The following is a 14178-nucleotide window of genomic DNA, read 5'->3' as shown; positions in this document are numbered from 1 at the left end:
ATGCGCATCACTAATTCCATTTAACTATTTTTCAGAAAATGTGAACAAATATTGACCAACCAATAATGATACAATATGCTCAAACATCATTTGTCTGCTTACTAAACCTTGTGTAAAAATCCCTACTGCTCCAGTGCCCTGACGAATATCCCTGCGCTGTGTATATTGCTCCATGAGTGGACCAAGCTCTCCACCAGATCTGATTTCCTGGGCAATTTCTTTTGGTAAAATAATTTGTGCACCTGCCGCTGTAAATGTTGTCCCATCGGATACTGTTAGTGCACCCCAATTACATACATATATTTCGCCTTCTATTTCAGTTACACCACCTTCTAAACCAAAGGATAGTGATGCATCGGTTTTTATTATGGCATTTTTCGCGCGGTTCATCGCACCTAATCTCGTTTCTTCATTCGACATAGGCTGTTCTGATACTTCTGAGGCAGCTTTCACATAGGTAAAGGTTGTATCCTCAAAATATTTTTGAGCTACAGCTTCAACTGCTTCAGTTTTCGCTTTATTAGTTGTTCCAATTGCTATTTTCATCAAACCCCTACTTTCTTTCCATAGAAAAAGATGCCTTTTTACAGGCATCTTTCCAACTTCTTATACATTAGCGCGAATAGACTCTAAAGTCGAACGATCTGCTTTTTTCACTAATTCAACAATTAATGCTTTAGCAGCAGCATAATCATCAATGTGAATGATAGACGCAGATGTATGAATATAACGTGAGCAAACACCAATTACTGCACTTGGTACACCGTCGTTAGCTGTATGTACTCGTCCAGCGTCAGTTCCACCCTGTGATACAAAGTATTGGTAAGGAATATGGTTAGATTCAGCTGTATCTAAAATGAATTCTCGCATACCACGATGTGTCACCATTGTACGGTCAAGAATACGAAGTAATGTTCCTTTACCAAGCTGTCCAAATTGATCTTTTTTACCTGAAGTATCATTTGCTGGTGAAGCATCTAATGCAAAGAATAAATCCGGTTTAATCATGTTTGCTGACACTTGAGCACCACGTAAACCAACCTCTTCCATTACATTTGCCCCTGAATATAAATGAGATCCAAGCTTATCATTTTTGACTTCTTTCATTAATTCAATTGCTAGACCACAGCCATAGCGGTTATCCCAAGCCTTGGCCATAATTTTTTTCGGATTGGCCATTGGTGTAAATGGACAAACAGGAATGATGGATTGTCCTGGACGAACGCCCAATGCTAGCGCATCTTCCTTGCTGTCAGCGCCAATATCGATTAACATATTTTTTATTTCCATAGGCTTAGAGCGTTCTGCATCCGTTAATAAATGTGGTGGGATAGACGCGATAACACCAGGAATAGCTCCATTTTTCGTATAGACTTCTACACGTTGTGCAAGCATAACCTGGTTCCACCAGCCACCTAACGTCTGAAAACGGATCATGCCATTATCAGTAATAGAAGTAACCATAAATGCTACTTCATCCATATGACCTGCAACTAAAATTTTTGGTGCATCCGCAACATCACTATGCTTTACACCAAAAATCCCCCCCAAATTGTCTTGAACGATTTCATCTGAATACTTTTCCAACTCAGATCGCATGAACGCGCGAACAGCGTGCTCATTACCAGGAGCACCTGGTAGCTCTGTTAATGTTTTAAATAATTGCAATGTTTCCTCATTCATGTTGACTCTCTCCCCACGAAGTAGAATATTCTTCCTCGCCTATTGTAACATATTTATTTCCGAATTCGAAATATTGATACATTTCCTAAAACTGTTATCATGTGAACGTGCATTCACTCTATAGGCTATGCTAAAATATAGGTACAGAAAAAGGAGGAAGATGTATGAAATTACGTGATTTTTTAATTGGTGTTGCAACTGGCTTAGCTGCCGCAGTCATTATTAAAGAAGCTAGTGAAAAAGTTTCTCCGTTCGTACCTGCAGGACAAGTACTTGAAAACATAAAAAAAGAATTTAAAAAGGATGCACCGATTGACGGTTCCTGGATTTTTATGAAAACAGAAGATTATACAAATGGTATTATTACTATTCCTGTCTATCGTGGAGGCATCTCACGCATGCATGAGGGTGACATGCAAACATTTGAATTTGCAGCTGATGCACGCTCGGGCGTTGTAGTGGAATTAACAGAGGTTTAGCCCTAAAAAATAAGCAAAAGAAGCCATCTCATTTTTTTATTGAGATGGCTTCTCTTTATTATTCTGATAAACCTTTATTATTAAAGTATTTTTTATATTTGCGATAATAATTTAAGTTATTGAGTGTTAGCTTCACCCAACGCTTTGTATTCATATCTTCATTATAGTAAAGGGAGTTTGTGTATTTACCTTCACTAATTAATTTCTTCGCCTCTAATTTAAGCTTTTCGTTCGATGCATACTTGAATAATACACCTTTTGGAATAACCATCCACAGATGTTTATCCTCCACATAAGTAACTTCTTGCTCGATGTTTAACATATGATCATCAGCAACGTACTTCATTAAATTATGGCCACTTGCCGTAACATAATAGCTAGAACGTCCATTACGTAAATTAATTTCAAACAGCTTGTACTGCTTATCACGAATATCATATTTCATATCGAAATTGGCAAAGCCTGTATAGCCGATGTCCTCTAAGAAAAAACGTACTTGATCCATTAATTCCTTATCATATGTTGTTACGATTGCGGCATAACTTCCGATTCCTTCAGGTGAATGCTCTTCTAGAATAGGATTTCCTAGACACATCAGCTTCACTTTTCCATCTTTGCCCACATAAGCGTTAAGCACACGCATATATGAATCATCACCAGGGATAAATTCTTGAATAATCATCGTATCTTGATAGCTTGAGCTATAAATCGCTTTTAAAATAGCTGTTTTTTCTGCCTCATCATGCGCAACAAAAACTTTTTTCTTCCCTGGGAATTTACATGCCCAGTATTCAACAGAATTTGATGCCTTTAAAATAATTGGATACTCAAATGGAGGTGTAAAATTGTCATAATTATCTGCTGTTACAGTCGTTGTCCCTGGATATTTAAAATCGTATTTATCACACATCTTGTAGAAATTTTCTTTAAGTAAAATTTCATCCATTAGAGACTCATCGATGTAAGGTACTGTGAAATGCTCCTGTAGCGCTGGCTTATTTTTAATAATAAGCTTGGCATAATCGTCACCACACGCTAAGAGCAAAAGTTTTTTATCCGCATATTGCTTTGCAACTTGTGCAAGGGCAGGAGCAAATACATCCTGTTCATTCAAACGGTCGATTTCTTGAAATTGTAAGATATGGCTATCTTGTGTAGCTGTTAAATGAGAACGTCCTAAGACAAGTGGTTTAATTCCATATGCTTCGTAAAATGCACGGGCCATCCCATATGCATTCATATCAGATCCTAGTAAAACTGGTAAAAATGGTTGTTCAGTTGCCATGTTTATTTCAACTCTCTTTTATAATTTAGTTTCGTGTTTAGTGTATCATATTTTCCATCATCATCACGAACAAAAAAGCGAGGTATCGACATTTTACATGTCAATTACCTCGTCATTGTTAGAATGTAATTACAGCTTGTCTACTACGCTCGAGCTTAGCCTTGATTTCTTTCCCCGTTTCATCCCATTTAATCATACGGTAATAGGCATCATGGTAGAAAATAAAGCCATAGTTATTGGCAAGAGCTTCTTTCATAAGACGCTCTTTGGCAAAAACACTTGTCATTGGATAGTCATCATAAGCTAAAACCCATAATGGATTTTGATGAGCATGAGTAGGCATAATATCTGCCATATGCAAAAGTACTTCACCTTGTTGAGTAAGTTTAATGACAGCATGTCCTTCACTATGACCACCTGTATGAATCATCTCGATTCCTGGTGCTACTTCCAACTTATCTTCATAGGTTTCAACTAAGTGCTGCACAGGCTCCCAATTTTCTTTCCAGTACGTATTTTTCGAGCGAATATTTGGGTTACGCATCTCATCCCATTCAATTTTTGTTACAAAAATTTTAGCATTTGGGAAAGTAGGCACAAGCACATCATCCTGCCACTGAGTTAAGCCACCAGCATGATCAAAATGTAAATGTGTCATTAGCACCGCATCTATATCTGCTGTCGTTAAGCCAAGTTCTTGTAAACTATCCGCTAACGAAGATTCCTCTGTTACCCCAAAGTTTCTTAGCTGTTTTTCATTTAATTTGTTAAAGCCCACACCTGTATCAATAAGATAGTTTTTGCCCTCATATTGAATAAGAATTGGTTCTGTTGGTAATTCAATTTGATTTTTTTCATTGACTGGATATTTACGTGACCAAAGTGGTTTCGGTACAACTCCAAACATCGCACCACCATCTAGGCACGTAACACCCCCGTTAAGCCATGATAATGACATTTTGTGAAACTGTAACTGATCCATCCATATTCCCCCTACAATTTAGTGATAAATTGCGACTCTAAGCGATAAATCGGCTGTCCTTTTGCAGAAAATTTCTGCTCGTATTCAGTCATCACATTATCCTCAGGCATGCTTGCATGTAGGTCGAGTGATACATACTTTAGTAACATACCATATTCAGATATACTGATTAACGAAAATTCAAACAAACCACGGTTATCCGTTTTAAAATGGATTTCCCCATTATCCACTAAAATCGACTCATATAATTTCAAAAAACCCTCATGCGTCAAACGTCTTTTGGCATGACGTGTTTTTGGCCAAGGATCTGAGAAATTCAAATATACACGTGCTACATCATTTTTGTTAAAGAATTTATTTAAATCCGCGCCATTTACTTTAAGCAAACGTAAATTGGCTGGAGATTTTGCTTCTAGAATTTTCTCTAATGCACAAACGATTACACTATCATAAAGCTCAATGCCAATATAATTAATATCTGGGTTTTGTAAAGCCATTCCCGTAACAAATTGTCCCTTTCCAGTACCAACTTCTATATGAATTGGGTTGTCATTTCCGAAAACAGCCTGCCAATTTCCTTTAAAGTCTTCAGGATTCGGAACGATTACCTCTGGATGATTTGTAATCATTTCCTCTGCCCAAGGCTTATTTCTTAATCTCACTGTTGTTCCTCATTTCTTTCTTATAAAATTATTGATTTTTTTATAGTATAACGTATTCCTCTTACATTCGCATAAAATTATTGCGCAATGGTATTATTTAAGAACTCTTTGTCATAATGTTCCATGCATTCTGTTGCACTGTACAGTGAATGGTAGAACCCGGATGGATACTTCCACTATAATTACCATCCATATGACAATCAACCTTGTGATCATTCACGATAATATCGAAATGTTGTCCTTGTAAAAATGTGATTTCCTTAAATTTCGTATGCTTTTCAAAAAAAACAGTCGCAAAAATAAGTAATAATTTCAGACGGGAAATATCATGGACGATTGTAATATCGACTCGACCATCATCTGCTTTTGCAGCTGGTGATATTTTCATCCCTCCGCCAAAATAAGGCTGATTGCACATGGCGACAAACCATGCTCGTTGGAATTGCCACTCTTGATGATCAGAACGTATCGTGACGTTAAAACATTCAAAGCTAAATAAGCCTCTAATGACAGCAATAGCATACGACAGCTTACCCAATCCTATTTTATTGAGGTAAAATTTAAGGCGAGATGTATTAATCGATTTTGTGACATAAGCATCAAAGCCTATGCCAGCATTATTGACAAAGATTCCATCCCATCTATTGCTGAGCTGAATACTTCCCGCATCTATTTTTGTATAGGCCGTGGAAGCATTCAATACATAGTCCTCGATTTGCTGAGCACTGTAAAATGTGGGAAATGAACGCGCAAAATCATTACCAGAGCCTGCACGAACCACTCCGAGCACTAAAAATTCATTATGTACAACACCACTAAACACCTCATGGATGGTGCCATCTCCACCAACAACTATTAGTAATTTTTGATCCTGCTGTTGTGGAGCCCATTGTTTGGCAAGTTCTCGTCCATGTCCTTCATATTCCGTAAAAACCACTTCATAATCTATCGTTAGCTGCTTTCGAAGTTGAGACCATACTTTCTTACCTTTTCCATTTCCTGCAGCTTCATTGACAATAAATAGAATTTGCATACTCAATCCTCTGTTGTTTGTGAAGCTTGCTGCCAAATATCTCTATTAAACGAAGTAGTTTGTACAGTATTTAGAATCGCTTGAGCCGCACGTATTTGCATATGCTTCATTGGAGAGGAGGCCTTTCGCAAATGCTCCATCCATTCTCCGTAATTTCGACGATCAACAAAACGAATCCCATATGGTGAACCCGGATAATCAAAATAACCATTTCGAGTTAATACCACTTTTCGAATAGGCATATCTATATTCTCTTCTTTAAACAATTGGGATAGTACCGACTCCATACGGGCTAAGTTTATCGTTGGATTCAGAACTTTAGAGTCCTTTGTCCCCACCTTTTTCATCCAAAAGCGATCACTTCCACCAACGTATACAGCTTGATTATCTGCTTCCAAAACGGTAATACAAATACACTCCGTCGGAGACATTAACACAACATCAAGCTCAATCGGTGCTTTTCTTATTTGTAGAATAGGATAATAAAACAACAAGAAATTATCTGGTAATGTTTGTAATAAAGTACGTAGTAACGAGTCACGCATGAAGCGAGGATCTACATATGATTTTTCACGTAATGTTGAACTAGCCCATTTCATTTGGAAATGGAAGAATTGATCAATAAACATTCGCTTCAATTCATGGATGGATTGCGGAGCATACACAATCTTAGGTTCAAATGTTAGGGTTGTTTCTTCTTCTGGAATGGTATCCTCACTACTTATGAGCTCGTTTGATATTTCTATATCTTCTACGTCTTCTGCTGCTTCTTTTTGTCGTCCTGTAAATATTTTTTTAATAAAGGAAAATCGCTCTTTCTCCTCGAAAGTATCCGCTTCTGACTCATTATCAATATGTTGCCACTCGCTTATATCTTCTCCCAATTCCCATTGACGTTTAATGCGATCCCATTGACTTTTCTTCAAGCGTACAAATTGTGTAGGATATCTTGCTAAGTCAATTTGATAGCGAGAAATATAATCTTGTATTTTCACTAATTGTGCCATGTAAAGGTCACTCCATTCTTCCTTACCATCTCGTTAGTTCTCTCTTTTCTCGATTGCTTACGATAAAAGAGTCTATGCATTCTTATGTATTCATTACATCGACATTTGTTCTACAAATTTCAACCTGTAAGATTATGCTACTATCCTTTTCATTTTACATGACGAGACCCAACATTACACCATAAATAAAGAGAACTATCCATACAGATAGTTCCCTACAAGGTTCTTTTATTTAGTATTGATTGAAAGTGGTAATTTCGCTTCAAATGTTTGCTGTAATTGACGAGTCCATTCACCTGGAACTCCAGCACCAATTTGGTTGCCGTCCACATCAATGACTGGCGTGACCTCAGAAGATACAGACGACACAATGATTTCATCCATTGTTAGTAAATCCGCTTTCGTCATTGGCTCTTCGATCACTGGTAAATTAATTTCTTCCGCACATTTTAAAATGACTTGACGTGTAATGCCATTTAAGATGAAATTATTAGCTGGATGTGTATAAAGTTTACCATCTTTAATGCCATAAACATTTGCTGAAGAGCATTCTGTCACGATATCTCCGCGATGTAAAATCGCTTCATAGCAACCTTTTTCAGCAGCTTCTTGTTTTGCTAAAACTGCACCAAGCAGGTTTAAAGATTTAATGTCACAACGTAACCAACGAATATCCTCAACAAAAGTGGCTTTAACACCTTTTTCAAAGTTTTCATATGCACGTTCGCCCGCTTTTACATTACCAGTTAATATAGCTGGAATACTTGCATCCGGGAAAATGTGATTACGGGAATTAGCTCCACGAGTGATTTGAAAATAAACATGTCCTGTTTCCAAATTATTCTTTTCAATTAACTCATGTAGTAATTTGTGTAAAACGTCTTTTGTATAAGGAATAACAAGGCGAATTTTTTCGGCGCTCGCATAGAAACGATCAATGTGCTCTTGTGCTGTAAACATATTTCCGTTATATACTTTGATTACTTCATAAATACCGTCACCGAACTGATAACCTCTGTCTTCTGGTGAGATTGCAATAGATCCTTCTTCAACAATTTGATCATTCCATAATGAATATGCCATTTTCCGTTCATCCTTTTCGTCTTTATGTTATTTTTTTCCCGCAAGCTCAACAATTGCTTCCGCATAAATAGCCGCTGCTTTTACAAGATTTTCAACCACTACAAACTCATCCGCCCGATGCGCCACATCTTGCTCCCCAGGGAATAACATGCCAAATGCCACGCCCTTTTTCAGAACACGTGCATACGTCCCACCACCTGTAGATAATAGCGGTGTTTCTGTATCACCTGATTGACGTCTATAAATGGACGCTAATGTTTGGATAAATGGGTCATCTTCACTGACATAATGAGGCTTAGAGTCGTCTTGAATATCTAATGAAAATCCTCTTTTTACAACTAAACGTTGAGCCTCTGTAATTTTTTCATCGAATGGATAGGACACAGAATAGCGCATACTAATTACTAAACTGCCACCTTTACTAACATCATAGCTAACAATGCCTGGATTTAACGTTGTATGACCAGACATGGCATCTTCAAATTGTAATTCAAGCTGATGGCCATAATGATCCTGATAAAAAACATCTGCGATAAAGTCGACAAATTGTTTACTTGACTCAGTCGTCAACTCTTGTTGTAAAAACGCAGCAAGATAAACAGCCGCATTGACACCTTTTTCTGGTTCCATTGCATGGGCTGCTTTACCTTTGATAGTTATTATATAGCGAGAGTCCTCCATTAATAAAGAGCCATCTAGCTGATTTTTGCTTAAAAATGTTTGAAAATTCTGTTCGAATTGCTCTGATGCATGCTGAACTGTTGCTTTGGCCAAATCTGGTACCATATTTGGGCGCTTTCCTGCATTAAATAGTAGTAGTTGTTCTTTCGTTGCATCACCCACTTTATTTTGAGAGAACACAAGCTCAGCAATGCCTTTCTCAGCATTAATGAGCGGGAAATCTGCATCGGGTGCAAAACCGATTGACGGCATTTCCTCCTGTTTGAAATAGTGGTCGACACAGCGGAACCCTGTTTCTTCATCCGTACCAACGATCATTCGCACTCTTTTATCTAATTGAATACCTGCATCTTTGACAAGTTTCATGGCCATCCATGCCGCAACTGTAGGGCCTTTATCATCAATTGCACCACGTGCATACAGCTTACCATCAACTACAGTGCCGCTAAATGGTGGGTATGTCCAATCAGCTTCATCTCCAATTGGAACCACATCAACATGACATAAAATACCTAATAATTCTTCACCTGCACCCATTTCGATATGTCCAGCATAGTTATCAACATTTTTCGTTAGTAACCCTTCTTTTTGTCCCTTTGCTAGTAACCATTCAAGCGCTTGAAGTGGACCATTACCAAAAGGTATCTCAGTAGTTCTTGTATCCTCATCAAGAATACTATTAATTTGCACAAGCTCCTGTAACTCTTGTACTAATTCATCTTGCCTTTCTTTTGCAGCCTGTAACCAATTCATACCATGTACCTCCTTCAAGTATTAACATTATTCTACACCTTACAACATATATGACAATCTTCTTTCTGACAACTATTTTCAGCAACTTCTACTGACACTACCACATATAGCATGTTTTTCAGGTATTCCCACAAAATACAGTAAAAATTTTATGTTTCTATTGTAAATTTCTATTGCATTCACTAGAAAATCATGTAGTTTTTCTATATAATGAAGTTATCAGAATAATTCTTCTGACTATAAAAATTAGAAAAGGGGATGTCTAAGGCAGCTACTTAATAGCCTAAGTGCACTCCGCACATATTGTCGTCCGCTAGTCTTTGCCAAGAGAATTAAGATGAAGGAGTGGTTCATTTAATGAAACCAACTACTGATCGAATGCTTAATCGTATTAAAGACGTGTACATGTTTATTTTAGACAAAGGAACCGTGTCTACACAGGATTTAGTCGAAGAGTTTAGTATCACTCCTCGCACCGTTCAAAGAGATTTGAACGTGTTAGCCTTTAACGATTTGGTGACGAGTCCAAGTCGAGGCAGATGGACAACGACGAAGAAAAAAGTAAAATTGACGTCTTAGTTTTACGTAGAATGCGTAAAGCATTGTGTATGGAAAAGAATGACCTTTCGTCGGGGTCATTCTTTTTTTGTTGTTAGAAGATTATTAGATATTGTGGATCTTCTTGGATTAATCGAAGACAATCATTATTTTGCTGCTTCATTGGCAGTAGAAATAAGAAAATTAGTTAAAAGTTCATCTTGCTCCTTTAAATAAAATGAAGCTCGTTTAGTCATTTCTCGTTTAAGTTTACTGGAACGTATCTCCCGAGAGTATTTTGACTATTTACAGTTGCTTAACAATCCGTTAAACTCGAAACATTCTAAATTGTTGAGAGGAGGGTTTTATATGAAACTGTCAAATTTGTTTCATCCATTAGTTTGGATTATTTTGGGTGGAACAGTTTTCACACGTATTGCAAGCTTTATGGCAATGCCTTTTTTAGCTATTTATTTACATAATGAAATTGAAGCCACTCCTTTACAAATTGGATTGACGATTGGGATTGCACCCCTTATTTCTACTGTTGGGGGGTTTTTTGGTGGATATTTAACGGATCGTTTCGGAAGGAAAAGTGTCATTTTATTAACGATCATTGTATGGAGCCTCGTATTCTTTGGCTTTGCCACTGTCCATACAGTTTGGTTATTTATTCTATTCAACGCCTTGAACGGTCTTTGTCGCTCATTTTTTGAACCTTCCACTCAGGCATTAATGATTGATTTTACACCTGCTGATAAACGGAAAAGACTGTTTTCATTACGGTACACGGCCATTAATATTGCCGCAGTCATTGGCCCAATAATAGGCGTCTACATCTCGCAGTTAGCAAGTCCAAGTATACCTTTTATGCTAACTGGTATTATGTATATTATTTACGCCATATTTTTATTTTTCGTGTTAAATCGTTATCAAATGCAACAACAAAAAGCTGTTACGCAAACAAAAATTTTGCACACCTTCACAATCCTTTTAACAAATCGTGTGTTGCTTAGCTTTATTTTTGGGGCGATCCTTATCAATATCGGGTACTCTCAATTTGATTCGACATTGCCACAATTCATTGAATTAACTGTTGAAAATGGAACAAAACTGTATTCCCTATTGATTTCACTTAATGCAGCGGTCGTCTTATTATTACAATTACCTATTAGTATTGTGTCTGAACGATTCTCATCAACCGCCACTTTATTAATCGGTATTCTATTTTTTGCTATCGGCCTATTCATGTTCGGGTTCTCCGACAACTATACGCTCTATATCATCGCCATGATTATTTTTACGATTGGAGAAATATTTGCCTTCCCTACAATGAATGTCATGATTGATGAAATTGCGCCTGACACTCAAAAAGCGACCTACCTTGGCGCTGCGCAGTTTAAAAATTTAGGGGGCTTTATCGGACCCATTATAGGAGGTTGGCTATTAACGCACTATATGGATGCCATGTTTGCAATTATAGCTGTCCTAGTATTGTGTAGTTGTATCTTTTATCGATCTAAAACATCAACACATTAAAAAACGCTCCATATCTATCAAATAGCTTAATTTGCTATTTATAGTATGGGGCGTTTTTTAAAGCTTGGCATCTTCGTCAGCAGCGACTTCAGCATAGCTAGAGTATTGGTCTTTACCAGCATTTTTCGATTGATATAGTGCTTGGTCCGCTCGCTCAAATAAGCTCATTTCTGAATCTTCGGGATGATGATAAATTGCCCCTCCCATACTCACCGATAGTACCGACCATTTCTCTATGTCTTGACCTTCGAATTTAAGAGTTCTTATTTGCGCCAAGATGGCATCTGCTAGCTGTTGCATATGATGCTCTGTTGTATCATACAAAACAATGGCAAATTCATCTCCACCAAACCTTACGACAAAACCTTCTTTTTTCACTACTTTTTTTAAGATTTTGGCCGTTCCAATTAAGATATGGTCCCCTTCAGCATGGCCAAACTGATCATTTACTTGTTTAAAATTATCTAAATCGATTAACAATAATCCTGGCCTATTTATTTTTCGTTTCTTTAGTAAGCTATCCATTTTTCGAATATAGGTTGCACGATTATAGACACCTGTTAACGGATCAAAAGTGGCGAGATGGATTGTTTTAGAAAGTATTTTATTAATAACTAACAGCATGACAAAGGCGGTTACTAAAGCAATGACTAGTAAAACCCAAAATTGTTTTGTGTTTTTTTGAAGCGCTTCCATTTTTGTGAAATTAGCATATTTCACATAAACAATTCTTTTGGAAGACTCCCCTCTGATCGTCTCTGCTTCATAGGGTAAAAAGAGATGCGTTTCAATAAACCCCTGATTAAATGCTTGTTGATACTCTACAGGCTGCATCTTTTTCCTTGCTAGCTCAAAATATTTCTGAAACTGTTCGGATTGTTCTTGAACGGTTATCCGCTTCGCTTTTGAATCATTAAAGAAAACCCCACCAGCACTAATCGTTTGTACTTCTACTAAATCAACGTATTTTGCTACCAAATATTCTGAAGTTTTCTCAAAGTTAAAGGTTTGAAAGACTGGGTTTTTCAATAAGTCTATACTTAGTTCAAGTAGATATTTCTTATCATGTGTAGCAAGGTAGGCAAATTTTCGGTATTCTCCTGTCGTTGTGGAAATGTCTATCCCGTCTGTGAAAAACTCTCCGCTCGCACGTCGCTCATCCAATAATGCAGAAAAACGCTGACAGCACTTAGAAAAATTGAAACCAATATCTTTCTCAAATGTTGTGTATATCACTGTGTTAGACTGATCTACTATGTATATATCCATATTATGTTTATTTTTCATTTGTTGTAAATCCCATGTAGCAACATTGGGATTCTCACGATAATAGTTTTTTAAAGCTCTCAGTTCCTGCTCCATCTCGTCTGACATGTCTTCATCAAAATATAGATGAGCATTATCTACTGTTCGCATATCTGTAAGAATATGATTTTCTATTAACACTCTATTCCTGGCAACTTGTTCTTCTATATCATCAACTAATATTTTCCTATTCACACTTGAAATTACAGCAACCAGGATAACTGCAAAAGCTATTAAAGATAGTAATAATTTAATTCGCAGGTTCTTCATTATTGGCCCTCTACTTATTTTCACCATCATTTTTTTTGAAATATTTTAGACAATAATACGCTTCTTCACTATACTAAGATAACACATTACATATTATACAGTTACTGTCATAAGGCTGTATATAAAAAATCCCCGATGCTAACTTAGCACCGAGGAACACGTTAAGGGTTATTTTGTAAGCAGTTTAATTCTTCTGCAGTTAGCTCACGATATTCTCCTAACGCCAGGTGATCATCTAATTTTAGATTCCCCATAGATATACGCTTTAGATAGGTTACACGTTTACCTACAGACTCGAACATTCGCTTCACCTGGTGAAATTTGCCTTCCTGAATGGTTAGCTCAATTTCAGATTGTGACGCAGATTTTAGAATAACAAGCTTGCCAGGCTTTGTCATATACCCATCATCTAGCTCCACGCCTTCTGCAAATTTCTCTACGTCCTCTTCCGTTACAACACCTTCAATATGTGCGTAATAAACCTTTGGCACGTGTTTTTTAGGAGACAATAAATTATGAGCTAATATACCATCATTCGTTAATACCAGTAGACCTTCTGTATCTTTATCGAGTCGGCCAACCGGAAAAGGTTGAAAATGCTGGTCAAATGGCTCCAATAGGTCAATAACTGTTTCATCTCTTAAATCTTCTGTTGCAGAAATAACACCTGGTGGTTTATTCATCATAAAATAGACAAACTCTGTATAAACGACACGCTCTCCATAGACGGACACATTTTGCTGTTCTGGGTCAACATGCATAGCAGCATCTTTGACAGAAGCACCATCTACTGTGACAGCTTTTTGCTTTAAAAGCTGTTTAACTTCCTTGCGTGAGCCATATCCCATATTTGCAAGTAATTTATCTAACCGCATCTTA

Annotated in this window: 14 protein-coding genes; 3 read left to right on the top strand and 11 right to left on the bottom strand. The window is 37.2% G+C overall.

Features of this window, described 5'->3' with window-relative positions:
* Window positions 1-24: 24 nt before the first annotated feature.
* Both PI85_RS00390 and PI85_RS00385 read right to left on the bottom strand, forming a co-directional pair.
* Complete coding sequence (locus PI85_RS00390; protein ID WP_036119650.1) at window positions 25-546, bottom strand: DUF84 family protein; 522 nt, start codon at window positions 544-546, stop codon at window positions 25-27.
* Window positions 547-606: 60 nt separating this feature from the next.
* Window positions 607-1683 (bottom strand): M42 family metallopeptidase, encoded by a 1077-nt coding sequence (locus tag PI85_RS00385; RefSeq protein WP_036119652.1) that lies wholly within the window; start codon window positions 1681-1683, stop codon window positions 607-609.
* Between the two features lie 164 nt (window positions 1684-1847).
* Here PI85_RS00385 and PI85_RS00380 point away from each other — a divergent pair, with 164 nt between their 5' ends.
* The gene (locus tag PI85_RS00380) at window positions 1848-2162 is read left to right on the top strand and encodes a hypothetical protein (protein WP_008176726.1); all 315 of its coding nucleotides are present in this window, start codon (window positions 1848-1850) and stop codon (window positions 2160-2162) included.
* Window positions 2163-2220: 58 nt separating this feature from the next.
* Here PI85_RS00380 and PI85_RS00375 read toward each other — a convergent pair whose 3' ends face one another.
* From PI85_RS00375 to pepV, 7 genes are all read right to left on the bottom strand, one after another.
* Complete coding sequence (locus PI85_RS00375) at window positions 2221-3447, bottom strand: hypothetical protein (RefSeq protein ID WP_008176723.1); 1227 nt, start codon at window positions 3445-3447, stop codon at window positions 2221-2223.
* A 118-nt stretch (window positions 3448-3565) separates the two neighbouring features.
* Window positions 3566-4429: an MBL fold metallo-hydrolase gene (locus PI85_RS00370; RefSeq protein WP_036119656.1), complete on the bottom strand. Its 864-nt coding sequence runs from the start codon at window positions 4427-4429 to the stop codon at window positions 3566-3568.
* Window positions 4430-4440: 11 nt separating this feature from the next.
* Window positions 4441-5091 (bottom strand): tRNA (guanosine(46)-N7)-methyltransferase TrmB, encoded by a 651-nt coding sequence (gene trmB, locus PI85_RS00365; RefSeq protein ID WP_036119659.1) that lies wholly within the window; start codon window positions 5089-5091, stop codon window positions 4441-4443.
* Window positions 5092-5188: 97 nt separating this feature from the next.
* Window positions 5189-6124 carry a diacylglycerol kinase family protein gene (locus PI85_RS00360; RefSeq protein WP_036119660.1) on the bottom strand — a complete coding sequence of 312 codons (936 nt, stop codon included), beginning with the start codon at window positions 6122-6124 and terminating at the stop codon, window positions 5189-5191.
* 2 nt (window positions 6125-6126) lie between these two features.
* Window positions 6127-7131 (bottom strand): nuclease-related domain-containing protein, encoded by a 1005-nt coding sequence (locus PI85_RS00355; protein WP_036119662.1) that lies wholly within the window; start codon window positions 7129-7131, stop codon window positions 6127-6129.
* 228 nt (window positions 7132-7359) lie between these two features.
* A complete protein-coding gene (gene dat, locus PI85_RS00350) occupies window positions 7360-8214 on the bottom strand; it encodes a D-amino-acid transaminase (protein WP_036119664.1) in 855 nt (284 codons plus the stop codon).
* Between the two features lie 27 nt (window positions 8215-8241).
* Window positions 8242-9648, bottom strand: coding sequence for a dipeptidase PepV (gene pepV / locus PI85_RS00345; RefSeq protein ID WP_036119667.1), 1407 nt, complete (start codon window positions 9646-9648; stop codon window positions 8242-8244).
* Window positions 9649-10005: 357 nt separating this feature from the next.
* On the opposite strand from pepV, the gene PI85_RS00340 reads away from it, so the two are divergent.
* On the top strand, window positions 10006-10227 hold the full coding sequence (locus PI85_RS00340; RefSeq protein ID WP_004226074.1) for a DeoR family transcriptional regulator: 222 nt from the start codon (window positions 10006-10008) through the stop codon (window positions 10225-10227).
* 327 nt (window positions 10228-10554) lie between these two features.
* The gene (locus tag PI85_RS00335) at window positions 10555-11724 is read left to right on the top strand and encodes an MFS transporter (RefSeq protein WP_036119670.1); all 1170 of its coding nucleotides are present in this window, start codon (window positions 10555-10557) and stop codon (window positions 11722-11724) included.
* Between the two features lie 57 nt (window positions 11725-11781).
* On the opposite strand, the gene PI85_RS00330 is transcribed toward PI85_RS00335, so the two are convergent.
* Together PI85_RS00330 and PI85_RS00325 are read right to left on the bottom strand one after the other, a co-directional pair.
* On the bottom strand, window positions 11782-13299 hold the full coding sequence (locus PI85_RS00330) for a GGDEF domain-containing protein (protein WP_036119672.1): 1518 nt from the start codon (window positions 13297-13299) through the stop codon (window positions 11782-11784).
* A gap of 161 nt (window positions 13300-13460) precedes the next feature.
* Window positions 13461-14174 (bottom strand): pseudouridine synthase, encoded by a 714-nt coding sequence (locus PI85_RS00325; protein ID WP_036119674.1) that lies wholly within the window; start codon window positions 14172-14174, stop codon window positions 13461-13463.
* Window positions 14175-14178 lie beyond the last annotated feature (4 nt).

Origin of the sequence: Lysinibacillus sp. A1 (genome assembly GCF_000801965.1) — a bacterium.
Taxonomy (GTDB): Bacteria; Bacillota; Bacilli; order Bacillales_A; family Planococcaceae; genus Lysinibacillus; species Lysinibacillus fusiformis.
The sequence above is the reverse complement of the archived record's forward strand: the minus strand, read 5'-3'. Positions and strand labels throughout refer to the sequence as shown.